This is a genomic window from Methylomicrobium agile (assembly GCF_000733855.1).
Classification (GTDB): Bacteria; Pseudomonadota; Gammaproteobacteria; order Methylococcales; family Methylomonadaceae; genus Methylomicrobium; species Methylomicrobium agile.
The window spans coordinates 2,452,125-2,477,710 of sequence record NZ_JPOJ01000001.1; the positions used below are offsets into that span (position 1 = coordinate 2,452,125).

A 25,586-nucleotide genomic window follows, 5' to 3' on the forward strand; every position below is an offset into this window, starting at 1 on the left:
GGCAGTCGATAACCGTTTGGGCGTGGCGTTGCTCATCTTTAACTGTTATAAAACAGAAATTTATGTAACCGGAGTAAATTATGACAATTAGTTCTACAGAAAAAGCTCAAGCCATCATTGGCGCCCTTGAGGGATATGGGATCGACTTTAAGCCAAGCCAAAAAGCGGCACTGAGCAAAACCATCGTCAGGCTGTATGAAAAAGCCAATAGAGATGACGCTTACGTATCTAACTATGTCGGAAGCCGCCTCTTTATACAAAAGCAGTTAATAAAGAATTTTAAGGACCTGGGCCTGGGGGATACCGATGGAAACGGTAGGCTTTCAAAAGCCGAAAAAGCGGTTTTGTTGGCCGACGTAAAAGCGGATCTGAAAACGGCCGCCGAAACTGGCCTTGGCGGAGGCGGAGAGCCGACTTCCGGTTTGACGTTAAGCGCCGATAAACAGGCTATTACCGAAGGTCTTGACGGTGTTACCTTTACGGTTACAGGTACGGCAAATACCACCTTGGTATGGGAAGTCGATACCAGCCACAGCGAAGACGTTAATTCTGCAGTGGGTTCCGTTGTTTTGGATGCAACCGGCAAGGCCACTTTCACTATCAGCGCCCTGCAGGATTTGCATGCGGAACCGTCCGAACTGTTCACGGTTACCTTGAAAAATACCACCGGCGAAGTGCAGACGACTAAAGTCGTTCAGATCAACGAGAACCAAAATCTCAACAAAACCTTCAATCTTACCTCGCAGACTGCTGCCGGCGCAGACGTAATGCGGTTGACCGGTGATCAGGATGCGCGCATCGATGTAACCGCCAACGACAATCAAGTCAAGGGTCTGGATCTGGACGGAGACGGCGTCATCGAATTGAACGGTGTTGAAAACAACAACCCGACGGCGTTGGATGACGGCAAGGACTTCGAAATCGTTGATGCTTACAGCCGTGATTTGCTTAATCAGGGCAATATCGCCCAAAACTATTTGGGCGACATCGCGTTTGACGGCACCGGTTTCGCTGGCGATGGCGTTAACACCGACGGCAACATCTTCCTGGGCGGCCTGGGCGCGGACAGTGCATTTGGCGGCATCGGCAACGACTTCCTGGCGGGTGGTGGTATTGCCCAAGCACGTGCTCCGGGCCAAGATTACTTGAGCGGTGGACGTAACGCTGACTTCTTTTTTGCCGAGTTCTCCGGTCTGGATGCCACCGATGGGATGGTTCCAGCCTTGTCGTTGATGGTGGCATAACCGCCGACGACAATTCGGCAGGCAATCAGCAGAGCGCACAAGACTCTGATTGGTTGCTGTTCGAAGCCTCTGATGACGACGAGCCCGTCCAGATTTGGTTGAACAACGACAACGCCAACTTACAGGATAATCGCGATGGTGATGACGGGTTGTACGATGGCATGGGTCGCGTATTGTCCCGTTCGGGCGAAAGCATGCAGCTCGACGACGTTGAAAACGTGGATGCATCAGGCAATCTGTACGGCTTCCTGGACGATGTAAATGTTGCGATCGGCGCTGGCGGCAAAACGGTCAATGGTGAAAATGTTGGCATTGGTACTTCCGCGCAGTTGAACATTTCGGGTAGCAATGCTCGCAACATCCTCATCGGCGGTTACGACAACGATTATATCGAAGGTCGTGATGGCGATGACTTACTGATGGGCGGTAACCTGCGCTACGCTCTGAACAACCCGAATGCGGCCGGCATTGTCAATGATGGCAGAGACGAGCTCTTCGGCGGAGATGGCAACGATGACATCGTATTCGAAGCGGACGGCGGCGCTATTGGCGGCGGTGAAGACGATGATACCCTGTGGCTCACTGATCAATCTCTCGGTACTCAAACAGCCGACGATTTGACTACCGACGGCGTATTGCGTTTCGATCTGAGAGCTCAGAACATCAATGATTCCGCTGGTTACGGCGGCGCGGACGTAGACGGCACGCAAGACCAGACCAACTACAGCGGCAGTGCCCGCGTGACCGTGACCGATATGGAAAACGTGATCGCCACCGGCCTGGGATCGATCGACTATCTGGCGTCCGGCGCGAATGATCCGGAGCTGCATTTCGCGAATCAACAAAACCACTTCGCTTATGAAGGCGATCTGGATTTGCGCGGCACGTACGGTGACAACATCTTGTATGCCAATACGGGCGACGACGTGATCGAAGGCCGTAAAGGCAACGATTTGTTGTCGGGCGGCGAAGGCAACGACGACTTCATCTTCCATTTGGGTTCTACTGTCAATAACAATGCTCAGGAAGTTGCTGCGGATGGCGTGGATGTAATCTGGCGTCAAGTCGATGCGAACGGCGACAATATTTGGGATACGGATGCCGACGGCAATTACCTCTATGGCCAGGATTTCGGCTTGGATGCAACCGCCACCGTAGGTTCTTCCGTGCTCAAGATCGCGATTGAAAAAGCAGGCGGCAATGCGCCGGGCGACGAGTTGTCCGATGTGGTCAATTTCGTGTCCGAAATCACCACGGGCGTCAAGGTTGGGGATACTTTCCAAAGCATCACCTTGAATACCGCTGCGATCAAGGCGGCGACGACCTACCAAGGACTGACCGATGCGATTAATGAAGCCTTGGATGCAACATCGTTTGGTACGGATCTGCAAGCCACCCTGCAATCTGATGGCGTAACGATCTACATTACCGACGCGCTGGGCCGCGAGTTGGCGGATACGACCACGGAAGTGGCGGGCGCGGGCGTTACCGTACAGCAAAAGGCAAACACGCAGACCGCCAATACGTTTGCGTTTGGGGAAGCCGATGTAACGGTATCTCAAGATCGTCTGATCTATGCCGCCTATGAAGACCGTGCCGATGGCGAGTTGCGCGACGATGATGCCGTGCTGGGTTCCAACGTCAGTCTGGGCCAAGAAGGCTATGCCGAAGACTTGGTGATCAATTTCGCCGAGGATGGTACGCGTATTGCCGAAGACCAGACTTATACCCTGACGTTTGACAATCTCACGACTCAGGATAAAGTGACCATCCTGGTCAACGGCGTGGAATACTCCCTGCAAGTGGGCGTGGATCTCGACGGTAACATCATCGGTAACGAAGATGGTCCGTTCTTTAGCCAGGCGAATATCCAGGCAAATTTCCTGGATCGTTTGACCGACTTCATCAACACTTTTATGGACGATGACACGGCTTCCGGTGAGTTGAGTGCGTCTTTCAATGGTACTGACACCATTACGCTGACCCAGGCCGACTATAACGGCGAAGAAACCGTGTTCATGATCGAGCCGACCGTGACCATTCAAAATCTGTCCAATGGCGAGCCGGCTACTGTCACGGTTGAGAATACTTCGCAGCATGAAGTGCTCCTGTACCAATTCGACGGCCGCGACGGCAATTTGAATAACGACAACGTGTTGTTCATCGGCGATAGCGGCATTAACCGCTCGACCCTGGAAACCGCTGAAGATGCAGGTTCCACCATCGTTGGTAAAAATGCCGTGCTGATCGACAACAAGGTCGATACGCATGCGGAAAGCGTTGCCAACACTGGGGAAACCATTGTCAATAGCCAAGCCACCAATGCCTGGCTGGACAACCAAGTGGAAATCTATTCCGTACACGGCGATGATTTCCTGCTCGGCGGTCAAGGTAACGACACGATCAGTGGCGGCACCGGTGACGATCGTGTGATTGGTTCCTTGGGCGCGGACGACCTCGACGGTGGTAAGAACTACTATGCCGTTAAGGTATTGGGTGAAGCCAAAACCCGTGTTTATGAGCTGAACAAGTGGGAAGCGGCCAATCCTTCGAAAGTGGCGGCATTGACCGGTCTGAACATTTCTTCGATTGCCCTGATCTCACAAGCGGAGACCGGCGTCACGTTGGCGAGCGGCGTATTCGATGATACGTTGCAATTCCAGCAGGCTGATTTCGCGGCGGGTCAAACCGAGTTCACCATTACGCTGAACGATTATGTAGTGAACGGTGGCGCGATCGAATTCCGCAACGACGGTGCCGGTACGGTTGGCGTAGACGTGGACGGCGATGGCGATTTTGAATCCACCAGCACCTTCACCAACTTCGAAAACATCCGTACGGTATCGGGTGTCGGCAAGGCGGTAGCGGGCGATGGTCAAGGTAACGACACTCTCGATGTGTCCGGATTGTCTACGGATGCAGGCGGCATCAGCTATAACTTGACCAACAACGCGGGTTTCAGCGGTCCGGGCGATGTGCGTTACAGCACCGATGCGTTCGTTACTACGGACGGTGAAAGACCGGCCGAGACCGACTATGAGCAGCTCGTTATCAAGGTCGATGGTGTGGAAAACGTCATCGGAGGTTTGGGTAACGACTTGGTAATCATCGACGAAACCGAAGCGGCCAAAAACAACACGTTCCAGGCAGGATTGGGCGTTGACCGTATCGAGTACCGTAATGACTATAACGGGTCCGAAACGGCTGAGCCAACGGTTACCATTAAAGTCAACGTTGCGAACGATACCGACCATGTCGTCATGACGGGAGGCCGTGTCGGCTCGACTGTGGCAACAGACATTTTGACCGGCGTCGAGTACATCGCGCTCAACGGCCATACGGCCGAAAGCGTCCGTGCGGACGACGTGATCGATGTGACGGCCATGACCACCGGTGCCGTAGTTGACTACACCAACGGCGAAGTGCGCGACCTCAACGGAAATGTCCAGCTGACCATCGAAGGAATTTATGAGATGGAAAATGTTTGGGCCGACGGCAATGATACGGTTATTGTCGCTGACGAAGACATCATGAGTCAGAATGCGCAATATGACAATGACGACGAAGATGTTGCCTTCGCGACATTCATTGACTACGATGAACTGGATGCCAACAATCAACGTGTCGCGTTTGCGGATCAGGATTCTGCTCAAATCGAGGATGTGGAGAATCAGAACTTGTTCACCTTCGACCTGAGCCGCGTGGGTAACGATGCTGATGTCGATACCGTGGATTACAGCCAGGCGCTGGACTCCATCGCCACCGTTGTAAGAACCGGTAGCGATCAGTATGTACTGGTTGATGAAGACAGCAGCCCCGATGACAGCTTTGGCGGCAACTGGGTTACCCGCGTCGATCACCTGATCAGCGCGGAGCGCATTGTAGCTTCGCAAGCTGAATCGGTACTGGACTTCACCAATTTCGGTCAAGCCGTCGAAATCAGCTTCCAATTCGATCCGCTCAAGGCCAATGCGTCGACAGATCAGTTCGAAAGCACGATTCGCATTGCCGATGCCAGCAGCAATGAAATCGCGGGCGTGCCGACCTACGTGGAACGCTACGACCTGAATAAGAATGTATCAGTCGATCCATTCAACAATGCTACCTGGAACCGCATCGAAGGCAGTGACTTTGGTGAAAGCATCAAATATGACGGCAGCGAAGACCTGACCAACCTGGCCGGTGTGGATCACCGTTATTCCGACGACACGCTCAACCTGCGCGGCGGTAATAACGTGGTTTCCTACTTCCAGCTGGAAACCAGCATTAACGCGGTAATCGATGTCTCTGAGTTCGATGCTGAAAACGCGACCACTACCGGTTTGATTGAAGCCACTGTGTCCTTTGAAGACGGCACCGGCACCAATACGACCCTGGCGGGTAGCGGCAAACACCATATCACGTCTTATACCAGCGACAATGGGATTGCGGCGGGTAGCTTGAAGCTGGAAGCGTCTCAGGATGCGGAAGACAGCCTGACCTTTACGGGGACGACCGACAAGATCTACTTCCTCGGCACGTCGGCCGGCGTAATCGATGTCAAAATCGGTGATCTGGACACCATGCGTCTGACCGGATTCGAGATTCTGAAAGATGCGGAAACCAACGATGTCTATGACATGAAATCGCTGGCCAACGTTCATGGTAACTTGACGCTTGTTGACGGTTCGCAAGGCTTTAGTGGTGACCACGACACGATCAAGGTCTACGACGACGCCATTAACTTTAATAGTGCCGGCGCAAATACCATCAGCCTAGCAGCACTGGACGCTTCGGCTCCGGGTGGCTTTGACTTCGACTTTGATGTACTGGACGTGACCGGTGTGACTTCCGCTCTGGTTACGACATTAGTCGGTGCAACCGGTCCGACCGATGAAGTAGTACTGGGAGCGGTCAACAACATCGCGACTGTCAACGATTTCGAAAGCGTGGTTCTGACCGATGCGACGCTGGCCCAAACCGGTACTACGTTCGTGCTCGATACCACTGCCAATAAGCTGACCGGCGGCGCCAAATCGCTGACGTTCAACAATGACATGAACACGGTGAGCTTCCGCGGTCTGGTATTGGAAGCAGGCACCCTCGACGGCGGTCAAGTCGCTAACGTGACCAGCGGTATTACCTTTACGGTAACTGGCAACGAGGATGTGACCGTCTATGGCGGCGACGGCAACGATAGCATTACCGGCGGTGCAGGTGCCGACACGATCCAAGGTGGTGCTGGCAACGACACGCTGGACGGCAACTTCGTGCCGGAAGTGGTGGAAGTCCATTCTTACTCTCTGAACGGCACCTCCAGCGCTTTGCCGGGCAACGTGGTTGTATCCTTAAACGGTGTTACGCTGACTGAAGGCACTGACTTCGCTGTGGGAGGCGACGCCGATGTGATCGGCAGCTTGCTTGCAAGCGCCCAGTTCCGCGATGGCAATGCCGGCAACGGCGAGTTCACCAACGCCGCGGACATCGCCGACGTTGAATGGGATGCAAATGCCAACGAGCTGATCTTCACCTTCACCAGCGCCGCAGGTGATGTCGCCGACAACCTTCTGGGACTCCTCACGGTCGTTCCCGACCTAAGTCTGCTGCCGTTGACGGCTGGTGCTGAGGTGGTGGATACTGCCTATGCAGCCCGGGGTGAAAGCGCCGACACTTACGTGTTCGAAGCCACGGCGGCGGGCAACGGCGTCGACACGCTGAACAACGTGGATGCGAGCGATACGCTGGACTTCAGCGCCTTCTTCGGCACAGCTGCGGTTGCGGATAACACTGACGACGCTAGCGATGGCCTCGTGTTGACCAACGGTAAGGTAACGGTAGGTTACAACCTGGCTAACTTGGTAGTCGACAGCGTCTCGGGCTTGGGAGACAACCAAAAAGCGGTAGTGTTGCTGACCGCCGACGCAGACGGAGTTTCGGATGTCACCAATAACCCGTATCAGGTCTACTACGTGGAGAACGGCGATACTGCCGGCACGTCCGACCTGACGGTGACCTTGGTCGGTACTGTCAACAGCGCTGCGGAGTTGACTGCGGTACAAGCTCTCGGTCTGGTCTAAGACCGCTGAGACACCCCGGATTTACTCCGGGGGGAATCCCTACAACCCCGCCTTCCTATAAGGCGGGGTTTTCTGTTATTTTATTCCTGGTTTCCGGGCGCAAGTTTGGAAGCCGCCTTCATCATGTTCCGGTTTCAAGCGATTGGCGCCGTAACGCATTGCACTAAATTGTTAGGATTTCTCTTATGGCTCAAGCAAAAACCATTAAAATCGATAATAAAGAATACGCCCTCGATGCGCTGCCGGAGGTCGTCAAGCAGCAATTGGCCAGCCTGCGCGTGGTAGATCGTGAAATTGCGCGTTTGCAGACTCAGTTGGCGATTGCCCAGACCGCGCGTTCGGTCTTTGCCAATGGCATCAATAACAATTTGCCGGCTAGCGAATAGCTTTGGCAGAATAATATCCGAATTTTACGGAATTTCTTCGGGTTGGGAGAGTTGCCGGCGTAAAGTCGGAGTTTGATAAATCTTGTCCCGTGCCTGTCTTAGCCCAGCACCTCGATCAGTTTCATTACTCGCCTGAATGCAGATTCAAAAAATCACCACCCGTTACAGCATTTACCAGGATCGCCTGTCTATCGACGGACAGTTTGCCAATGGCGAAATCGTAAGGCTGTGGCTCACTTACCGGCTAATGCGGGAGTTGTTGCCGCCATTGTTGAAACTGATTACCCCTCAGGCCAAGACCGAAGCCAAGGCAGCCATCTTGGCGGAATGGGCGCTAAGCCATGCACGCTCGCGGCAGCAGTCGGAAAAACCCGTAAGCCCGCCAGCCGCTGGCGCCGAAAAGGGCAGCCGGCAATCGGCCCCGCCGTCAAGTTGTCTTGTCAGCGCCATCGAATTGAAGACGACACCCAAGTCGGTGACGCTGGCATTCAAACGCTGGGGTAATCATCCGGTCGCCGATCTGGCGTTTAAACCGGAACATTTGCGGCAATGGTTGAGCATCGTTTATGGCTTGTGGAATCAGGCCGGCTGGCCCGATAATGAGTGGCCCGACTGGGTTAAAAAGATGCCGACGCTCAAGCCGGACGACGTGATCGTGCATTAGGGGTGCACTATTTAAATTAATGAGTTGTAGGCCGGATAAGCGAAGCGCATCCGGTGATTGCGTTGTGGATGCGCTTCGCTTATCCGGCCTACGCAACAACTGACTGAATCGACAAATCATGTCCAATTATCAGGCACTCTCCTTTAAACATCATGTCAATAAGCGCTGGTTGCGGCCGGCGAACTATGCCTTCGCGGCGGCCGATACCGTGGCGGTTTTGTCTCTGAATGAACTTCCGCATACCCTTGCTGCGATGCCGATCGGCTTTATCAAGCAGGACGAGCGTTTTCTGCCGGCAGCCATTCAAAGTTTGCATTCCGGCCGCAATTGGTTCGTAGGCCCGGATCAACGTTGGCTGGGCGATTATATTCCTGCCGTGTATCGTGCCTATCCTTTTCGGTTGGCAAAAACGGAAGAGGATAAACGGATTTTATTGATCGATGCGGACAGCGGACTGATTGCCGAGGGAGTTGCGGGGGAAGCGTTTTTTACCGCAGAAGGCCAGCCTACGCCTTTTATTCAGTCCATCGTCGATTTCCTCAGTCTTTTAGAGCAAGATCGGCAGCGTACGGTCGATGTATGTGAGGCTTTACAAAGCTATGACCTGATTCAGCCGTGGCCGATTACTGTAAAAGTCTTGGATCGGAATATACCCTTCAAGGGTTTATATAAAATCAATGAAACGGCCTTAAATGCCTTGTCCGGCGAGGCGTTGCGAGAACTGATGCAGGTAGGCGCGTTATCGGCGGCCTACTGTCAGCTCTTTTCAGTGCGGAATTTGACATTGCTCGGCCGGCTTGTCCAAGTTCATGGCAAGGCCGGTGATGCCGCACAGGAAATCGAAAAGACCGTCGCTCAGGAAGAATCGGATACGGATTTTTTCAGTAAGGACGGCATAGTGAGTTTTAAAGGATTATTTTGAGGCTTCCGCGTTCAGTTCTTGTTGACTCTCCTAATCGTGCAGGTTGGGTTGGGCGCTAGCCGTAGCCCAACGCATCGAAGCCGAATGTCGTCGGGTTACGCTTCGCTAACCCAACCTACACGATGATGGCGCTAAGCCGGATTTGTCTTATCAATTAACTTCACCATCCCGTTCATTACACTATCCAGCCCGCCATATACATTCAGCGTATTGATTCGTGCGGTGATCTTCTCCAGTGCTTCCAGTTCCTTCAAGCGCAGCAGGATCGGATTGCCTTCCATCACCTTGGCGGTATTGTGCAATGAGCGGGTCGCCTGGGTTTCTTCCTGGCGCTTGATCAGGTTCGCTTCGGCCATTTTTTGCGCTTCGACAACCTGCGTCAAAATCGCTTTCATCTCGCCGGGCAGGACGATGTCGCGTGCCCCGACCGATTTGACTTCGATCCCGTAAGCCGATGCTTTTGCTGTCGCGATCTCGAGAATCTGCCGGTTCAGCGAGTTCTTGTCGGCCAGGAGTTCATCCAGCGTTTGCGTGCTGACGACCGTGCGCAGGGCCAGTTGCAGTTCGCGGTACAGAAACTCTTTCGCATCGGCCAGTTCCGCGCGGGTCTTTTCCGGTTCGCGGATTTGCCAGGTTGCAGACAGGTTCACGCGTAGGCTGACCCGGTCCTTGGTCAAGATTTCCTGGCCGTTCACTTCCATGTTCTGCAGGCGCAGATCGAACAAAGTCAAGGTCGGGCAGTGGTTGAACCGCCACCAGGCATGAATGCCCGCGCTCAGTGCCGCCCGGATTTCGTTGTCTACGGCCAGGAAGCCTATGTGCTGGTCCGGGATGTTGAAAAACGCGACTGCATTCAGTGCGGCTTTACGCAGTATCTCATCTTTCGCGTTGGCCAACTGTGTAGCGAGCGGCTTCGGCAGGGCCGGTTGCGCACCGATATCGATCTTCTCGATCCGGATCGTATTCTGTGTTTTCCAGTACGCACCTTGCTGGCCCGGCGCCTTGATGTCCTTCAGTGTTCCGTTCTGATAGACCAGTCCGGCTTCCATGTCGGACGTTTCCCAAAGCTGCAGGTACGGCGCGAAGGCTTTCGGGTGCAGTTGTGCGAGATTCAGCAGATCGTCGCCGACAGTTTGCTGCAAGGGGGCCGTAATCGTGACGATTTGCAACCGGTAGCGGTTCAGCCAGTCCCAAAGCCGGTAAACGCCGGGCGGCAGGATTTTCACGAATTGCTGGTCCCTGAACAGCAGCCCGCGCTGGGCTTCGGTGATGATCAGTTTCTTGTTGATGGACATTGGATTTCTCCGTAAAAATATGACCATGGAGATTCATTACTAAAGTAGGGTGGATAAGCGAAGCGCATCCACCTTTTAGGTCACTGTGGTGGATGCGCTGCGCTTATCCACCCTACGCCTTAATTTATGAATTGGGGGTGACGGAGCCTCCGCACCGGCGCGGGCTGCTGGCGCTCCAACCGGCGGGCGTCGCGCATCCTTCGCGGCGCGCGCCGGCCGATCTTCACCAGCAGGCTTTGCCGATGCCGGCTTGGGACCGGACTTGTTGCGTCCTTGCTGCAATGCGCTGAACGAGCCGCACGCCGGGATCCTCGCGGTCCGAACCCGCGCCCGGAGGTCCGCCGTGGCCCTTGCGGACCGGTTTGTCAAGCTGCCTTGACAGGCAGGTTTGCTAGCCGGGCTCGAACCGGCGCCAGACTGATGATGAGTCAGTTGCTCTACCCACTGAGCTATAACCCGTAAGGCGGAACTGGCTCTGCCGGGTTCCGCCGAAGGAGAGTGGATCGCCCGGCATGGCGGCGGATCGCCTGACGGCATCCGCCCTACGGGGTGATCGATCGCGAACCGAACAACCAGATCAGCACGTCGATGGAGTGATTGAGCTGACCGGTATCAATCCGGCCAACTTCAGTGAAGCGGCTATTATTCTCTAACCTGTAGGGCGGAACCGGCTCTGCCGGGTTCCGCCGAAGGAGAGTGGATCGCCCGGCATGGCGGCGGATCGCCTGCCGGCATCCGCCCTACGGAGCGATCGATCGCGAACCGAACAACCAGGAAAACCGTAAGGTCAAGGATGGCCTGCCAAAAGCCTCCCCGGGGAAACCCAGGGAGGCTTTTTTGTTTTAGTCTTTCCAGGCTTCCAAACCCGTAAGGCGGAACCGGCTCTGCCGGGTTCCGCCGAAGGAGAGTGGATCGCCCGGCATGGCGGCGGATCGCCTGCCGGCATCCGCCCTACGGGAAAGATAGCGGTTTACCGGCTTCCGCTATAGGGGACGTATGAACACTGTATGAAAACTGATGCTATATTTTCTTCTACAGAATACTTATTAAGCGGATCGGCTGATGGTCATCATCCGCGTCTATGCCGGAGGAAATAAAGATGCCTAATTATCGGCGATGTCGGGTGTCGGGAGGCACTTATTTTTTTACGGTGAATTTGCTGGAACGGCGTTTGGATCTGTTGGTTCGGCATATTGATTTGTTGCGTGAAGCGGTACGCGTGACGCGTTGCGAGCGGCCATTCCGTATCGACGCCTGGGTGGTGCTGCCCGATCACATGCACTGCGTTTGGACTTTGCCGTCGGGAGATAATGATTTTTCCAATCGCTGGAAAGCGATCAAGATTCGTTTTGTGCAAAAGATACCGGCTGTCGAACGCCGTTCGCAGGTACGGACGAATAAGGGAGAACGGGCAATCTGGCAACGGCGCTTTTGGGAGCACTCGATTCGCAGCGAACAGGATTATGCGGCCCACATTGACTATTGCCACTGGAACCCGATGAAACACGGTTTGGTGAAGCGCGTAGCCGATTGGCCGTATTCTTCTTTCCATCGCTACGTCCGCCACGGCTTACTGCCGGAAGATTGGGCCGGCAGCGATCAGCCTGATTTGGCCTGCGGTGAACGTGATTGAGCCGTAAGGCGGAACCGGCTCTGCCGGGTTCCGCCGAAGGAGAGTGGATCGCCCGGCATGGCGGCGGATCGCCTGACGGCATCCGCCCTACGGGGTGATCGATTGCGAACTGAACAACCAGGAAAACCGTAGGGCGGAACCGGCTCCGCCGGGTTCCGCCGAAGGAGAGTGGATTGCCCGGCATGGCGGCGGATCGCCTGACGGCATCCGCCCTACGGAGCTACGGGGCGATCGATCACGAACCGAACAACCAGGAAAACCGTAAGGTCAAGGATGGCCTGCCAAAAGCCATATCCTTATACGCAAATGTCGTCATACCCGCCGGGAAGCGGGTATCCAGAGCCAGGGATGGCAAGCGTAATACGTTCCTGTAGCCTGGATTCCGGCAATCCCTGCCGGAATGACGAATTGTATATAGGGGCATGGCCAAAAGCTTCCCCGGGGAAACCCAGGGAGGCTTTTTTGTTTTTTCTCGTTCTCATTTTCTTAGCCGAACGAGGCATATTGCCCCGTCCCGCTCTACCCCGCCTGCGGAAGCGGAAAACCGCCGTCGAAACGCCTGCCGAGGCATGTTATCCTAACGCCATGAACCACGATCACGCCTACAAGCTGCTGTTTTCCGAACCCGAAATGATTGCCGACCTGCTACGCGGCTTCGTGCATCAGCCGTGGGTCGGCGAACTGGATTTATCGACATTGGAGCCGGTGGCATCGAGCTACGTCTCCGACGACTTGCGCAGCCGCGAAGACGACGTGGTCTGGCGCGTCAAACACAAACGCCGCTGGATCTATGTATATTTGCTGATCGAATTCCAGTCGACGGTCGATCCCTTCATGGCCGTCCGCTTGCTGACCTATATCGGCTTGCTGTACCAGGATTTGATCAAGCGCAAACATTGGGGGAACGACAAACGCCTGCCGCCGGTCTTTCCGATTGTGCTGTACAACGGCGAATCGCGCTGGCAGGCGGCGACCGAACTGAAAGACCTGATCGTGAACATGCCGGGTGGGCTGAGCGATTACGTGCCGTCGCTGAAATACTACCTATTGGACGAAGGGGCGTATCGACAAGAAGACCTGGCGCCGCTCAAAAACCTGGTAGCGGCGATTTTCCGGTTGGAAAATTCGCGCACGCCGGCCGATATGTTGGCGGTCATCGACAATTTGGTAGAATGGCTGGCAATGCCGGAACAAGCCCGCTTGAAACGGAGTTTCAACGTGTGGATCAACCGGGTATTGCGGCCGATGGGCGCGGATTTTCCCCCTTCAAGCGATTTAATCGAGATGAGAGCTATGTTGACGCAACGTATTGAACAATGGGCAAAAGAATGGCAACGGCAGGGCAAGGCGGAAGGTAAAGCGGAGGGCAGATTGGAGGGCCGGGCGGAAGCCAAAGCGCAAACGTTACTCAAATTGTTGACCTTGAAGTTCGGCCCACTACCCGACTGGGCGGAACGGAACGTGTCGACCGCCGGTGCGGACCAGTTGGACGCCTGGATTGAACGGGTACTGACGGCCAACGATTTGAACGGGTTTTTTGAATAACCCGTAAGGCGGAACCGGCTCTGCCGGGTTCCGCCGAAGGAGAGTGGATCGCCCGGCATGGCGGCGGATCGCCTGTCGGCATCCGCCCTACGGAGTGATCGATCGTGAACCGAACAAGCAGGAAAACCGTAAGGTCAAGGATGGCCTGCCAAAAGCCTCCCCGGGGAAACCCGGGGGGCTTTTTTGTTTGGCTATCCGGATTTGTGTGTGCTTTCGGTGTCTGAGTTGGCCGCCGTCATTTTGGTGTAAAACCGGATGTTGATGTTGTCTTTTTCGTTATGTTTGACTACCATTAAACTGGATTTCATTGTAGGAGAGCTGTCATGCACGCAGGCGTTGCGCCGCCCATTCCCGTCGGCAAGATCAAGAGCTTCGGACCTTTCGGGCCGAAGTACGAGGTAGGCCAGGTCCTTCGCCAGTTGGATGATGGCGACTGGATGGTCGAGGTTACGATGGTTGAGACGGGAGAGAAGGCCGAGTATCGCCTGACGCATCTATCTGACGATCCGGATGCGCACTGATGTACGCAGTGGCTTTCGATCTGGTGGTGACTGACACCGAGAAGCATCACCCGAAGGGTGTGCGCAGGCGTACACCGAAATCGGCGCAGTGCTCGCTGAGTATGGCTTTCGTCGCGTGCAAGGCAGTTTGTACGTGACCGAGAACGAAGACATGGCGAACCTGTTTCTCGCCATCCAGGCACTGCGAGCCAGAGCGTGGTTTCCGAAATCGGTGCGCGATATTCGCGCCTTCCGCATTGAGCAGTGGTCAGACTTCACCCCGGTGGTGAAGTCGTAGGGCGGAACCGGCTCTGCCGGGTTCCGCCGAAGGAGAGTGGATCGCCCGGCATGGCGGCGGATCGCCTGTCGGCATCCGCCCTACAGGAGTGATCAATCGCGAACAGAACAACCAGGAAAACCGTAAGGTCAAGGATGGCCTGCCAAAAGCCTCCCCGGGGAAACCCAGGGAGGCTTTTTTGTGTAGGGTACGCTGTGCGTACCTTTCAACATCAATGGTACGCACAGCGTACCCTACATGGGTGATTGATCGCGAACTGAACAAGCATCTCGTAGGGTGGATTCGCCGCCAGGCAATCCGCCACGCCTTGAAGGCTATGGGCGTTTTGCTATCGCAAAAACGCCCTACCCATCCTAACGGAAGCGGAAAACCGCCGTCGAAACGCCTGCCGAAGCGTGTTATCCTAACCCGTAAGGCGGAACCGGCTCTGCCGGGTTCCGCCGAAGGAGAGTGGATTGCCCGGCATGGCGGCGGATCGCCTGTCGGCATCCGCCCTACGAGCTACGAGCTTGGTTTTTTTGCGATAGCAAAACATCATCCCCCTTCAAGGCGCGGCGGATTGCCTGGCGGCGAATCCGCGCCCTACGAGCTATCCATCCTACGAGACTCAGTTATGGTTCAGCTCCGTAGGATACTGTCAATGTCTCGGCTACCGTGCAGAACACGAATGATGTCGATGCCTGTTTGTGAAATCCGGTAAAAAATTAAATAGGAATCGACAGAGAATTTATATAGCCCGCAGTATTCATCTCGCTGGATGCCAAGCCCGGGGAAATCGGCTAATAATTCGCATTTTTGCTTGAGCATTGCCATGTATTGGGAGGCAGCGGTGAGCTTGTCACGGGCAATGAAATCCCGTATTTCTTTTAAATCACTCCTGGCTAGCGGTGTAAACCTTGCTGTCGCCATATTAAGGCAGCCCTAAAAACAAGCGGCTTTAAATGAGTCCGTTAAAAGCGGTTTCGCTATCCACTAATTGGCCTTCGTCGGCTTGGCGGATACCTGTGTTTAAGTCGCTTTGTAAAGCTTGCAACTTTAACTGTTGATATGCCGCGTATTCGCTTTCCGAGATCATGACCGCGATAGGGCGACCTTTTTTCTCGATGGTCACCGGGTTGCGCTGTACCATATCGAGCAAGGCGCCAAAATGGGTTTTGGCTTCGGTTGAAGGCATACTGACCATGGTATTTGCTCCACAATGATTAAAATGATTATTTTAATCATTGTGGCTATCGCTGATTGATTTTGCAAGCAAAAAATAATTGCGCACGCCCTTCTTGGGAAAGCGATCAATTATTAACCCGTAACCCGTAACCCGTAACCCGTAAGGCGGAACCGGCTCCTCCGGGTTCCGCCGAAGGATGGCTATGTTCCCATCCAGGCTTGGGGATGGTGGATTTATGCTATGCTAGCCTCAACCAGACGGAGAAGTCCGGCGAGGATGAGGTGGCCATAGTATCCGTCCTCCTTTCCATTTCAATTAGTCTTAACGATAGAGATGAATCCGAATTACCAACCCTTAGATGCAGTTCCACATCGGCAACACGGCCGAAAAAAAGCGCAGGGCTATGTATTTGCCCGGAACGATGCTTTCGCACCGTTGTTGATCGCCGAATTGTCCCATGCCATCGCACATTACCCTTTGGCCTTCAGGCCAATCGATTCCGGTCCTTTTCAAGGGCATTTTCAGTTGGTTGTCCTGTTGGGCATGTGCGCGGGCGAAAATCTTTTCGTCGATGCCCACGGTCAATGGCGGGCACCGTACATTCCCGGCCATTTTCGCGCCTATCCTTTCAGGTTGCTGCAAGTCCGGTCGTCGGAAGACAAGCAATTGATCATGCTGGGATTCGATCACGCCAGCGGACTTTACCGGGAGGCGCCGGATCCTCTGCAGCAGGAGGAGCGTTTTTTCGATGATCAGGGACAACCGCAGCCCTGGTTGCAGGAAGTGAGTAACTTTCTGGTCGAGAGCGCCAAGAATCAGCGTCTCACTCAGCAGGCGGTCGAAGCGCTGGCAGCCGCCAAAGTGTTGGTGCCCTGGGAGTTGCCCAAAGCCGGCCTCGATGATGAACGTCCCTTATTGAGCGACCTTTGCTGTATCGATGCCGCCGCCATGAAAACATTGCCCGGCAGCGTACTGGAGATTCTGCGCGATACCCAGGCGCTCGATCTGGCTTATGCCCAGCTGTTTTCAATGCAGCGCTTGGTCTCGCTCCAGGCCCTGTATAGGCAGCGAGAGCAGCAAAAAGCCAAGGCCCATGCGGAAGGCCGGCGCGAACGGCAGCTGCCGATTGGCGATTTGGGTCTGGGCGCCCTATTTGGCACCTCGGCTCCATCGGATTCCATGGATCTCGAATGGCTGAAAAATTATAAATAACCGTAAGGCGGAACCGGCTATGCCGGGTTCGCCGCATCTTGCAGTTGTAGGGCGGATTCGCCGCCAGGCAATCCGCCGGGCTTTAAAGCCTGTTGGCGTTTTGCTATCGCGAAAACGCCCTACGGTTTACAGGTCTTGGATATGGGAGAAGCCGTAGGATAGGTAGAGGCGTCAGCCGAAACCCATCGTGAAGTAGGATATGGGTTTCTTGATGGGTTTCGCTTCGCTCTACCCATCCTTGTCGTTGTAGGGCGGATTCGCCGCCAGGCAATCCGCCGGGCTTTGAAGCCTGTTGGCGTTTTGCTATCGCGAAAACGCCCTACGGGTTTTGGATACGAGAGAAGCAACCGTCTAAATGGAACGTATTTTTTCCTTAGTAATTTGATCATGAGTTTATTACAAAGCATAACGACAGAATATGACGATGTGGAAGATCGCATTAAACTGGTCGGTAAATTTCGGAACGGCGATCTGATCGTGATGTGGATCACACAACGGCTATTTTCGCGTTTGTTGCCGGTACTGCTGGATCGCCTGCAGGCGGCGACGGGCAATCTGCAGCAAGTGGGGCAGGTAGGCAGTGTGGTGCAGGAGTTTGCCCAGCAGGCGGCGCGCGCTCAGATGAAGCCGCAGCCGCCGCTTAAGCCGGAATCCGGTGCGCAGGCATGGCTGGTAAAGTCGATCGACGTGGCCGCCACCCCGAACGGTTTGCGCCTTACTTTTAAGAGTGGCGATAGCGGGCGGGCGGTTCTGAAGCTGGAGGGTCAGTTTCTGAGGCAGTGGTTGAACATTCTTTACGATATCAACCGCAAAGCCGGTTGGCCTTTGAGCCAATGGCCGGATTGGGTACGCGAGAGCGCGCGTGCCGTTCCAAAGCGTGTGGTGAAGCATTAATTATTCTATAAATTGTATCCTATGTTTAATGACACGGATTATATGGTTCATAACAAGTCCCAGATCCTCAATCATCTGACTTCATTGTTTAAGAAAAAATGTCTGATCCTGTTGAGCTTCGATAAAAATGGGACATTCGTTACGACGCTTGCCGCGATAGAGCCGCAAAAGGATCTCCTGCTTTTCGACTGCGCACCTTCCGAGCATTTAAATTCGCAGGTGCTCAGCGCTTCCCAGGTGGAATTCAATTCGAATTTTTCCGGTATTAAAGTCCATTTTCAAGGCAAAAATATCAGGAAGACCCATTTTGACGGAGAAACCGTCTTTTCAATGCCGATACCCAAATCCATTGAGTGGGTACAGCGCCGTCAATTCTACCGGATCAGATTGCCTTTGCTGCGTTCAACTTTGGTAAAACTGTTTGTGGACGATCAATTCCTAGCCGATATGCCGCTCTACGATATCAGTATTTCCGGTTTTTCCCTGATAAACGATATTAGCGGTCTATCGCATTTTTTTGAAATTGGCCGGAAATTTTCGGGCTGCTGGCTCGTTTTGGAGAATGCTTTTAATCAGGAAATTGAGTTTCAAGTCGTGAACGTCGTGCGGCTCAATCCGAATCAGCATGATTCGGCTCAAAAAATAGGATGCAGATTTATCGGTTTAAGGCCTGCTGCCGAGTCCGGGATTCAGCTCTACATGCAGTATCAGGAAAGAAAAAATCTCAGTAAAAAAACATAAGTTCGATGTTTAGAGGGTGTGGCAAAAAATCACTTCCCTAATGGAGTACAAAGCTGGCTTTGTTACTCAGTCATTTGCAAAGCCGGCTTTGCAAGGCTTTGGGGCTAAACTGAACGACATTGCCGAAGCGAGAGGGTGTTCTCCAAATGCCGGACGGGATAAATATCCCGTCCGGCACCGGTATCTTTGGGTTCAGCCCGTAGGGTACGCTGTGCGTACCTTGCATGTCCGGTCGTCCGGCGCCAGAAAGGCAGTCAGGGCGGCCGCGGAATCGGACCGGGGGCGACGGCGGTTATTCGGCGGGCGTTGAACGAGCAACGGCTCGATTTTTTCCGAACCGAAACGAATGTATGGCGCATCTTCAGGCCGGTACCCGGCAGAAAACCGTGTTCTGGATAGAATCGCTGCAGGTAATTATTTTTCTTTACAACGGTCTTTTAGATAATTATAAAACGCATTTTTAACAGCTTATTTTGCTATGACGAAAGACATACAGCCCTCCGTAGTGGAAACTTCCAAAGCCGAGCCCGAAACTGAAAAAAGCAAGCACGATGCCGATATCGAGATCGAAGATTACGACTTGCAGCTGATAGACGAATATATTTCGTTTCCGACCGAAGACGAAAAAGCCGTGAAAAAAATGGCGGCGCGCCGGAAAATCGAAATGTATTGGGAGAAAAAACGTTTGAGGGAACAATTAGGCGATTTCGACGAAAACGAGCTCGATTTTTGATCGAAGCGGAACCTATCGTTGGGCATCGTGCCGACGTTCTGCGGAAGAACGCGGCCATTTACCGGAATTTTAGCATCCGCCGCCGCTCCGCGGCGCCCTAACCGACAAATGACCAGGAGACCTGCGTTATGCCAGAAGCCGGAGACAGACGGCGGTTTTTTCGCATCAACGATGAAGTCGATCTTTATTTTCGAAAAATCGTTGCGCAAGAAGCGCGTGAAGACAGCTATATCGACGAGAATGTGCTGACCAGCGCTGCCTTGCCGCAGATCATGGCGGCGGTGGAGCGGGAGATGGACAGTCTTATGGCGCGGATTGAAGCCGCTCGGCCCGAAACCGCCGAGTATTTGAAACTGCTCAATTACAAGGTCGACATATTGGCCCAATGTATCCTGAATCAGAGCGATCTGGCTCGGGAAAAAAATTCCTACCAGGTGAGTCTGAGCGCCTCGGGCCTTGCCTTCGGCAGCGAACAGGCGTTGAGCGAAGGCGATTTTCTGGAGTTGAAGATTCTGCTGCCGGCGTCCCGGGCGCTGGTCACCACCTGTTGCCGGGTGGTTCAATGCCGGCGAAATCCGGTAAAAGAACAGCGTTATCCCTATGTCGTCAGCGTCGATTACATAAACATGAAGGAAGAGGACCGGGAGGTCCTGGTCAAGCATGTAGTCAAGCGCCAGTTGGCGCAGATCCGGGCGCTAAAGGCTTGCTGAGTATACCGTCATGGGCTATTGGAGATACCCGAATCCGTGCTGATTGCAGATAACCAGAAAAAAATTCTGACTTTGCTGGCCGACGGCGAATTTCATTCCGGCGCCGAGCTGGCGGAAGCGCTGGGAATGAGCCGTTCCGCCGTCTGGAAGCATCTGAACGGACTGGATGCCCTCGGTATCCGGTACGCGGCGGTCAGCGGCAAGGGCTACCGGCTTTCCCACCCCATCGAACTGCTGCACGGCGACGGCATCCTGGCGGCTTTGGGCAGCGAAAGGCGCGCCCTGGTTTCCCGGCTGGAAATCCATGACCAGATCGACTCCACGAACACTTACCTGAGCCGGTTGGCGCGGCAAAACGCGCCTTCCGGCCATGTCTGCCTTGCCGAACGGCAAATCGCCGGCAAGGGCCGGCGCGGCAGGCAGTGGGTTTCGCCGTACGGCAGCAATATTCTGCTGTCGATCCTGTGGCGCTTTCAGCAGGGGCCGGCCGCGATCTCGGCGTTGAGCCTGGCGGTCGGCGTCGCGGTGATCCGGGCGTTGCGGCGGTTGGGGGTCGGCAATGCCGGCCTGAAATGGCCGAACGACATTTTCAGCGAGGGCAAAAAACTGGGCGGAATCCTGATCGAAGTGGCGGGCGAAAACGAAGGCCCCTGTCACGCGGTGACCGGCCTGGGCTTGAACCTGTTTTTGCCGGAGGAAGAGGCGGGATCGATCGAACAACCGTGGACCGACCTGAACCGGATCGCCGGCGGGCGGCCCGTCGGCAGAAACCGGCTGGCCGGGGAATTGATCGATCAGATACTCCCGGTATTGGCCGGGTTCGAGCGAACGGGGCTTGCGGCCTACCTGGACGAATGGCGGGAGTATGACTGTCTGCGCGGCGAGTGGGCCAGCGTTTTTATCGGGACGCAGCAGTTCGACGGGACGCTGGAAGGGATCGATGTGCAAGGCTTTTTGTTGATGCGCGACGCGGAAGACAGGCTGCGCGCCTTCGCTTCCGGCGAAGTCAGTTTCCGGCGCCCCTATCCGTGAATCTGCTCGTCGACATCGGCAACTCCCGCCTGAAATGGGCGACTACGGCGCCGGACGGGCTTGTGGTCGGCGCCGCGATAGAAAATCATGCGCTGACCGAAGCGCGCCTGGCCGAGGCTTGGGGGAGGCTTTCGAAGCCGCCGGACCGACTGGCGATTTCCTGTGTTAGCGCGGCACGGCTTGCGGAAATCGTGTGCTTGGCGGCTGTCCGGCTATGGCCCGCCATTACGGTATTCGAGGCGAAATCGGAAGCGCAGGCTTTTGGGGTGACGAATGCCTATCTTCAGCCCGAAAAGCTCGGCGTCGACCGCTGGCTGGCCTTGCTGGCGGCACGTCGCCATCATGCCTCGCCGGTCTGCATCGCCGATTGCGGGACCGCGATTACACTGGACCTGCTCGACGAACATGGCCGGCATCTGGGCGGAATGATCAGCCCCGGCCTGGAGCTGATGAGAAAGTCGCTCAGCGCGGGCACGGCGGCATTGATCTACGAGGATTCGGCTTTTGCCGTGGGTCCCGCGAACCATACCGGCGCAGCGATTTACAGCGGGGTGGTGTCGGCGGCGGCCGGCCTGATCGAACATGTTTTCTCCGCTCAACCGGACGCCTGCCGGTTGCTGCTGACCGGCGGCGATGCGCCGCTGATCGCCAGCCAGCTCGGCTTCCCTTGCCGGATCGATCCCGATCTGGTGCTTCGCGGGCTGTCTTTGCTTCTGGAATAACCCTATGAAAATCGCCTTTTTTCTTGTATTGCTGGCGAATCTGGCGCTATTGATGCATCAGTATCATCGCGAGGCTTTCAAGGAGGGGGCCGAAACGCCGGCGCCGGATCCGGCGATGCTTCGTGAGCCGATCGTGCTGGCGCGGGAGCAGGAAAACGGGCTGTCGGCGGCGCAGGACGTCCTTGCGGGACCGGTCGGGGAAACGCCGGCAGCGCCTGAAGCCGTGTTGCCGCCGCAATCCTCTCCGTCTGATTCGCTCGCCTGTTATGAGGCTGGCCCTTTTGCGAATGAGCGGGTCCTGAATGTCTGGCATCAAGCGCTCAAGGAAGCTCAGGGCGAGCTCAGGCCGATTCCGCCTCATGCGCAGGAGATCACCGATTACCTGGTGCTTTACCCGACGGAGGGCGGCCCGGAAGCCGTTAAAGCTGCGATGCAGGCATTGCGCAATCAGGGGGTTGGCGACGCCTATCCGCTGCTTGCGGGCGAACTCAAGGGCTATATATCGCTCGGCGTGTTTCGCCGGGAAAACCGCGCGGCGCGCATGCGGAACGATTTGCAGGCGAGAGGCGTCGAGGCCGTCGTAAAGCCCCGTTTCAAGGAATCGGCGCAGAAATATGCGCTGATCAAAGGGCCTTTGGCGATGGCCGGAGCCCTGGATGCGTTGGAAAAACGCTATCCGGGCGTTCAACTCAAGGCGTTGCCCGATGGCGATCCGAATTGCCGGGAGGCGGGAGGCCGCCAAGCGGAAGTTCCTGCGGCGGAACCGAAAGATAACGGCATGAAGTCGGCGCTTACCGAGTCTCGGCCTGCCGGCGAGCCGTCCCTGGCGGCGGGCGGCGGCCGTGTCGGGAAACCGCCCGTTCAACAGGCGCCACCTTTGGATCGGAACCCGCCGCATGATGCGGCAGAGGTAAAATCGGTCAGGCTTGCGTGTTACGAGGCGGGACCTTTTCCGAACGAATATAGCCTGAACGCCTGGCAGAAACGGATTTCAGGCGCCCAGGCGGCGATCAAGCCCGTTTTGCGAGACGGTAAGGCGGTCAGCGATTATCTGGTGCTGTACCCTTCCTCGGGCGGAATGGAAGCAGTCAAGGCCAATGTGAAAATGCTGCGCGAGCGCGGCCTGAACGGTGTTTGGCCGCTGCCATCGGGAGAGGACAAGGGGCAGATATCGCTGGGCGTTTTCAATAGGGAAGAAAACGCGGTGCAAATGCAGAAGAGTTTGCTCGACAAAGGCATCAATTCGGTCGTGAAGCCCCGCTACAAAAGCAAACGCCAAAAGTACGCGCTGATTACCGCTCCCGAATCGATAGCCGGAGCTCTGCAGGCGCTGGAAAAAAAATATCCCGACATCAGGCTTCGCCGGCTGCCGGAAGCCGGACAAGGCTGTCCTTAAGAGCATTTCGCTTTGGGAATATGGCCTTCGTAAGGAAAATACGAAGGAAAACACGTCATTCCGGCGGGGATTGCTGGGCGGACGCATGGATTCAGGCGTTAGAGCAACGTAGGGAGTGGTTGCCGCATCCGGAAACCCGGGAGAGTTGGTTCTGACACCTCCCTGTCATCTGGACCTCGGCAATCCCTCTGCGCGGGACGGGGTTGATAACCCCGTTCCCCATACTTGAAGACCTACCGCCAGCATAAAATCCTCGCCTGTGTTCGCGCGATGCTAAACGTTACGGACGGGAGAAATATCCCGTCCGGCACCGGTATCTTACGGGTTGCCTGTAGGGTACGCTGTGCGTACCCTCAATGTCGAAAGGTACGCACAGCGTACCCTACGGGGCTGGACTTAACGGCAGGGCGCCCTTCAGAAGGCGAGGACTTCCCTACACGCGATATGAAAATGCCCTAGACCCTTACGGCCGGTCTTGGCGGAGCGGTATTCGAGCCGCGCGCCGTAGCGGTCGGATAAAAACTTCTGAAACTTGAAGACGGGAAGATAAGTCGTGTCCGTATCCCCGGAAACTTGAGGTGGGGGAGTGGGCCGCGATTTATCCGAAGGTCGCATTGCCCGGCGGTAAAAGGGTAAGTTTTTAAAATTATGATGTTTTTCAGTTTGTTATTTTGGTTTGTTTAATGCCGAGATGAGATAGGCATTGCGGCGGGCAACTTCAGGGCTGCGCGAAGATGGATTTTTTTTCGATATGGCTTTGACAGAGGCCCTTATCTCATGATAAAAATTATGCCGTTGTTCAAATATAAACCGACAACCAACTCGTTAAAACATTTGATGGGTTGCTCTCTTGAGGAGAGGGGCTTATAACATTAATAACTATATAGAGGATTTAAAAATGGCTGAAGCACAAGAAAAAGATTACACCTGGACCGTCGTTGGCGTTGCAATCGCATCAATCATCGTACTGGTTGTTCTGTTGAAGAAAGACGAAACCAAGCACCTTGCAAGCGGCTCCGTTGCTGCCAGCAACGCTGAAATTGACGCTAAATTGGCACAAAGAAAAACCAAAAACGTAGCACAATAATGATGGTGCCCCCTGGCGGCGTTTGTCGGCGGGGGGTCATCCCGTTCCTACATAAAAAAATTCCCGCTCCTCAAAACTTATCTTGATCCGGTTCCTCAGAGCCTCGTGGAAACGGATTAAGTTTTTCCGATCGTCATATCGAGTAACGTTTCCGCTTTTTCCCGATTTCCGGGAAAAAGGGGTTTCACGATCTTTTAATGATCGGGCTGTATCATGGCGTCGATGCCAGCGGTGCGGCATTCTTTCCCGCAGGAAGAGAGGCGGATTGCCGCACGCCCCTTCCTCCTCCGAATCCTGCCGCTACGCCTGCTTCGCCAGTTCCTGCAACTGCTCTTCCAGCTGTTTGACTTTCTTGATCAGCTCGGGCAATTTCTGTATCGCAACCTGTTCTTTGTAGGCCGTCTTTTTATCCTTGGCCGGACTGCCGAAATAATGCGCGCCTGGAGGAATGTCGCCGGCCACGCCGGAGCGTGCCAGCACTACGGCGCCCTGGCCGATCGTGACGTGGTCCGCGATGCCGGAACTGCCGGCCAGAATCGCGTAGTCGCCGATCGTGCAGGAGCCCGAGACGCCGGTCTGTCCGCACATGATCACATGCCGGCCGACCTTGTTGTTATGGCCGATCTGCACCAAATTGTCGATCTTGGAACCTTCGCCGATCACGGTGCTGCCTAGAGCGCCCCGATCGACGCAGGTGTTGGCGCCTATTTCGACATGGTCCTCGACCCTGACGTTGCCGATTTGCGGCACTTTGACATGGGCGCCGTTCCTGAATTTGTAGCCGAAGCCATCCGCGCCGACGACTGCGCCCGAATGGACGGTGACGTAATCCCCGATTTCCACGTCGTCGTAGACGACCGCATAAGGATAAATGCGGCAGCCTTTACCGATCTTGACGTTGTTGCCGAGGTAGGCGCCGGCCAGTATGGCGCTGTGATCGCCTACCCTGGTTCCTTCTCCGATCACTGCATAAGGGCCGACATGGACCGCCTCGCCCAGCACGGCATCGGCCGCGAGTACCGCCTGCGGCGCTATGCCGGGTGCATAGGCGCGTTCCGGATGCAGGTGTTTGACCGCTTCGATGAAGGCCAGCTCCGGATCCCGGCAGACCAGCAATGCCAGTGTGCCGGGAGTATCCTGTACCACAGAGCCTTCCGCGATCAGGCAAGCCGAAGCCGCCGAGTTTTTAAGATGCGCGGCATATTTGCTGTTGGTCAGTTGCGTGACCTGGCCCGGCTGTGCGGAGCCGATATCGGCGGCGGAATGGATGAGCCGGTCGGCATTGCCGCCTTCGATCCGGGCTCCGCAGAGTGCGGCGAGTTCTTTAATCGTTATCGGCATGGGATTCCCG

At 55.2% G+C, this 25,586-nt stretch carries 24 protein-coding genes and 1 tRNA gene; 20 read left to right on the top strand and 5 right to left on the bottom strand.

Going from position 1 to position 25,586, the window contains the following annotated elements:
* Positions 1-80: 80 nt before the first annotated feature.
* From CC94_RS0111615 to CC94_RS0111635, 5 genes are all read left to right on the top strand, one after another.
* On the top strand, positions 81-1,244 hold the full coding sequence (locus tag CC94_RS0111615) for a hypothetical protein (RefSeq protein ID WP_031430943.1): 1,164 nt from the start codon (positions 81-83) through the stop codon (positions 1,242-1,244).
* Between the two features lie 53 nt (positions 1,245-1,297).
* Entirely contained in the window at positions 1,298-7,300 is a 6,003-nt protein-coding gene (locus CC94_RS0111620; protein ID WP_031430945.1) for a hypothetical protein, read from the top strand.
* A 185-nt stretch (positions 7,301-7,485) separates the two neighbouring features.
* Positions 7,486-7,686: a DUF6447 family protein gene (locus tag CC94_RS0111625; RefSeq protein WP_031430946.1), complete on the top strand. Its 201-nt coding sequence runs from the start codon at positions 7,486-7,488 to the stop codon at positions 7,684-7,686.
* 136 nt (positions 7,687-7,822) lie between these two features.
* Entirely contained in the window at positions 7,823-8,350 is a 528-nt protein-coding gene (locus tag CC94_RS0111630; RefSeq protein WP_031430948.1) for a hypothetical protein, read from the top strand.
* A gap of 118 nt (positions 8,351-8,468) precedes the next feature.
* A complete protein-coding gene (locus tag CC94_RS0111635; RefSeq protein ID WP_051911481.1) occupies positions 8,469-9,272 on the top strand; it encodes a SapC family protein in 804 nt (267 codons plus the stop codon).
* 131 nt (positions 9,273-9,403) lie between these two features.
* Here the strand turns inward: CC94_RS0111635 and CC94_RS0111640 are convergent, their stop codons facing one another.
* Complete coding sequence (locus tag CC94_RS0111640; RefSeq protein ID WP_031430952.1) at positions 9,404-10,567, bottom strand: slipin family protein; 1,164 nt, start codon at positions 10,565-10,567, stop codon at positions 9,404-9,406.
* Positions 10,568-10,704: 137 nt separating this feature from the next.
* On the opposite strand from CC94_RS0111640, the gene CC94_RS24095 reads away from it, so the two are divergent.
* Positions 10,705-10,857 carry a hypothetical protein gene (locus CC94_RS24095; RefSeq protein WP_169740955.1) on the top strand — a complete coding sequence of 51 codons (153 nt, stop codon included), beginning with the start codon at positions 10,705-10,707 and terminating at the stop codon, positions 10,855-10,857.
* Between the two features lie 98 nt (positions 10,858-10,955).
* Here the strand turns inward: CC94_RS24095 and CC94_RS0111650 are convergent.
* Positions 10,956-11,026: transfer RNA gene (locus CC94_RS0111650), tRNA-Met, on the bottom strand.
* Between the two features lie 53 nt (positions 11,027-11,079).
* Between CC94_RS0111650 and CC94_RS23750 the strand changes: the two genes are divergently transcribed.
* The 5 genes from CC94_RS23750 (at position 11,080) to CC94_RS25050 (ending at position 14,543) form a co-directional block, all read left to right on the top strand.
* Positions 11,080-11,220 (top strand): hypothetical protein, encoded by a 141-nt coding sequence (locus tag CC94_RS23750; protein WP_157203427.1) that lies wholly within the window; start codon positions 11,080-11,082, stop codon positions 11,218-11,220.
* A gap of 446 nt (positions 11,221-11,666) precedes the next feature.
* Positions 11,667-12,200, top strand: coding sequence for an REP-associated tyrosine transposase (locus tag CC94_RS0111665; protein ID WP_031430956.1), 534 nt, complete (start codon positions 11,667-11,669; stop codon positions 12,198-12,200).
* 585 nt (positions 12,201-12,785) lie between these two features.
* A complete protein-coding gene (locus CC94_RS0111675; RefSeq protein WP_031430959.1) occupies positions 12,786-13,745 on the top strand; it encodes an Rpn family recombination-promoting nuclease/putative transposase in 960 nt (319 codons plus the stop codon).
* 323 nt (positions 13,746-14,068) lie between these two features.
* The gene (locus CC94_RS0111685; RefSeq protein WP_005369979.1) at positions 14,069-14,266 is read left to right on the top strand and encodes a DUF5397 domain-containing protein; all 198 of its coding nucleotides are present in this window, start codon (positions 14,069-14,071) and stop codon (positions 14,264-14,266) included.
* A gap of 151 nt (positions 14,267-14,417) precedes the next feature.
* The gene (locus CC94_RS25050) at positions 14,418-14,543 is read left to right on the top strand and encodes a hypothetical protein (RefSeq protein ID WP_342666516.1); all 126 of its coding nucleotides are present in this window, start codon (positions 14,418-14,420) and stop codon (positions 14,541-14,543) included.
* A 618-nt stretch (positions 14,544-15,161) separates the two neighbouring features.
* On the opposite strand, the gene CC94_RS0111695 is transcribed toward CC94_RS25050, so the two are convergent.
* Both CC94_RS0111695 and CC94_RS0111700 read right to left on the bottom strand, forming a co-directional pair.
* Positions 15,162-15,452, bottom strand: coding sequence for a type II toxin-antitoxin system RelE/ParE family toxin (locus tag CC94_RS0111695; RefSeq protein WP_031430962.1), 291 nt, complete (start codon positions 15,450-15,452; stop codon positions 15,162-15,164).
* Positions 15,453-15,480: 28 nt separating this feature from the next.
* Positions 15,481-15,726 (bottom strand): type II toxin-antitoxin system Phd/YefM family antitoxin, encoded by a 246-nt coding sequence (locus CC94_RS0111700; RefSeq protein WP_031430964.1) that lies wholly within the window; start codon positions 15,724-15,726, stop codon positions 15,481-15,483.
* Between the two features lie 315 nt (positions 15,727-16,041).
* On the opposite strand from CC94_RS0111700, the gene CC94_RS22370 reads away from it, so the two are divergent.
* From CC94_RS22370 to CC94_RS0111755, 9 genes are all read left to right on the top strand, one after another.
* Complete coding sequence (locus CC94_RS22370) at positions 16,042-16,920, top strand: SapC family protein (RefSeq protein WP_031430966.1); 879 nt, start codon at positions 16,042-16,044, stop codon at positions 16,918-16,920.
* A 387-nt stretch (positions 16,921-17,307) separates the two neighbouring features.
* Positions 17,308-17,814, top strand: coding sequence for a Rossmann-fold NAD(P)-binding domain-containing protein (locus CC94_RS0111710; RefSeq protein ID WP_005369992.1), 507 nt, complete (start codon positions 17,308-17,310; stop codon positions 17,812-17,814).
* 42 nt (positions 17,815-17,856) lie between these two features.
* Complete coding sequence (locus CC94_RS0111715) at positions 17,857-18,555, top strand: flagellar brake protein (RefSeq protein ID WP_281174040.1); 699 nt, start codon at positions 17,857-17,859, stop codon at positions 18,553-18,555.
* A gap of 478 nt (positions 18,556-19,033) precedes the next feature.
* A complete protein-coding gene (locus CC94_RS0111725) occupies positions 19,034-19,288 on the top strand; it encodes a PA3496 family putative envelope integrity protein (RefSeq protein WP_005369996.1) in 255 nt (84 codons plus the stop codon).
* A 128-nt stretch (positions 19,289-19,416) separates the two neighbouring features.
* Positions 19,417-19,998 (top strand): PilZ domain-containing protein, encoded by a 582-nt coding sequence (locus CC94_RS0111735; protein WP_005369998.1) that lies wholly within the window; start codon positions 19,417-19,419, stop codon positions 19,996-19,998.
* A gap of 36 nt (positions 19,999-20,034) precedes the next feature.
* On the top strand, positions 20,035-21,030 hold the full coding sequence (gene birA / locus CC94_RS0111740; protein ID WP_005369999.1) for a bifunctional biotin--[acetyl-CoA-carboxylase] ligase/biotin operon repressor BirA: 996 nt from the start codon (positions 20,035-20,037) through the stop codon (positions 21,028-21,030).
* A complete protein-coding gene (locus tag CC94_RS0111745; protein ID WP_005370000.1) occupies positions 21,027-21,752 on the top strand; it encodes a type III pantothenate kinase in 726 nt (241 codons plus the stop codon). The genes birA and CC94_RS0111745 overlap by 4 nt, the downstream gene beginning before the upstream one ends.
* 4 nt (positions 21,753-21,756) lie before the next feature.
* Positions 21,757-23,148 carry a hypothetical protein gene (locus tag CC94_RS0111750; RefSeq protein WP_005370001.1) on the top strand — a complete coding sequence of 464 codons (1,392 nt, stop codon included), beginning with the start codon at positions 21,757-21,759 and terminating at the stop codon, positions 23,146-23,148.
* A gap of 898 nt (positions 23,149-24,046) precedes the next feature.
* Entirely contained in the window at positions 24,047-24,235 is a 189-nt protein-coding gene (locus CC94_RS0111755) for a hypothetical protein (RefSeq protein ID WP_005370002.1), read from the top strand.
* 300 nt (positions 24,236-24,535) lie between these two features.
* Here CC94_RS0111755 and lpxD read toward each other — a convergent pair whose 3' ends face one another.
* Positions 24,536-25,576: a UDP-3-O-(3-hydroxymyristoyl)glucosamine N-acyltransferase gene (gene lpxD / locus CC94_RS0111760; protein ID WP_031430973.1), complete on the bottom strand. Its 1,041-nt coding sequence runs from the start codon at positions 25,574-25,576 to the stop codon at positions 24,536-24,538.
* Positions 25,577-25,586: the final 10 nt, after the last annotated feature.

What these genes read in the sequence shown, in the direction of transcription:
- CC94_RS0111640 (WP_031430952.1), bottom strand. Translation starts at nt 10,567, where the DNA reads ATGTCCATCAACAAGAAACTGATCATCACCGAAGCCCAGCGCGGGCTG.
- CC94_RS0111755 (WP_005370002.1), top strand. Translation starts at nt 24,047, where the DNA reads ATGGCTGAAGCACAAGAAAAAGATTACACCTGGACCGTCGTTGGCGTT.
- CC94_RS0111625 (WP_031430946.1), top strand. Translation starts at nt 7,486, where the DNA reads ATGGCTCAAGCAAAAACCATTAAAATCGATAATAAAGAATACGCCCTC.
- CC94_RS0111675 (WP_031430959.1), top strand. Translation starts at nt 12,786, where the DNA reads ATGAACCACGATCACGCCTACAAGCTGCTGTTTTCCGAACCCGAAATG.
- CC94_RS0111725 (WP_005369996.1), top strand. Translation starts at nt 19,034, where the DNA reads ATGACGAAAGACATACAGCCCTCCGTAGTGGAAACTTCCAAAGCCGAG.
- CC94_RS0111735 (WP_005369998.1), top strand. Translation starts at nt 19,417, where the DNA reads ATGCCAGAAGCCGGAGACAGACGGCGGTTTTTTCGCATCAACGATGAA.
- CC94_RS0111750 (WP_005370001.1), top strand. Translation starts at nt 21,757, where the DNA reads ATGAAAATCGCCTTTTTTCTTGTATTGCTGGCGAATCTGGCGCTATTG.
- CC94_RS22370 (WP_031430966.1), top strand. Translation starts at nt 16,042, where the DNA reads ATGAATCCGAATTACCAACCCTTAGATGCAGTTCCACATCGGCAACAC.
- CC94_RS0111685 (WP_005369979.1), top strand. Translation starts at nt 14,069, where the DNA reads ATGCACGCAGGCGTTGCGCCGCCCATTCCCGTCGGCAAGATCAAGAGC.
- CC94_RS0111635 (WP_051911481.1), top strand. Translation starts at nt 8,469, where the DNA reads ATGTCCAATTATCAGGCACTCTCCTTTAAACATCATGTCAATAAGCGC.
- CC94_RS0111695 (WP_031430962.1), bottom strand. Translation starts at nt 15,452, where the DNA reads ATGGCGACAGCAAGGTTTACACCGCTAGCCAGGAGTGATTTAAAAGAA.
- CC94_RS0111665 (WP_031430956.1), top strand. Translation starts at nt 11,667, where the DNA reads ATGCCTAATTATCGGCGATGTCGGGTGTCGGGAGGCACTTATTTTTTT.
- CC94_RS0111715 (WP_281174040.1), top strand. Translation starts at nt 17,857, where the DNA reads ATGGTTCATAACAAGTCCCAGATCCTCAATCATCTGACTTCATTGTTT.
- lpxD (WP_031430973.1), bottom strand. Translation starts at nt 25,576, where the DNA reads ATGCCGATAACGATTAAAGAACTCGCCGCACTCTGCGGAGCCCGGATC.
- CC94_RS0111710 (WP_005369992.1), top strand. Translation starts at nt 17,308, where the DNA reads ATGAGTTTATTACAAAGCATAACGACAGAATATGACGATGTGGAAGAT.
- CC94_RS0111630 (WP_031430948.1), top strand. Translation starts at nt 7,823, where the DNA reads ATGCAGATTCAAAAAATCACCACCCGTTACAGCATTTACCAGGATCGC.
- CC94_RS25050 (WP_342666516.1), top strand. Translation starts at nt 14,418, where the DNA reads ATGGCGAACCTGTTTCTCGCCATCCAGGCACTGCGAGCCAGAGCGTGG.
- CC94_RS23750 (WP_157203427.1), top strand. Translation starts at nt 11,080, where the DNA reads ATGGCGGCGGATCGCCTGACGGCATCCGCCCTACGGGGTGATCGATCG.
- CC94_RS0111615 (WP_031430943.1), top strand. Translation starts at nt 81, where the DNA reads ATGACAATTAGTTCTACAGAAAAAGCTCAAGCCATCATTGGCGCCCTT.
- CC94_RS0111700 (WP_031430964.1), bottom strand. Translation starts at nt 15,726, where the DNA reads ATGGTCAGTATGCCTTCAACCGAAGCCAAAACCCATTTTGGCGCCTTG.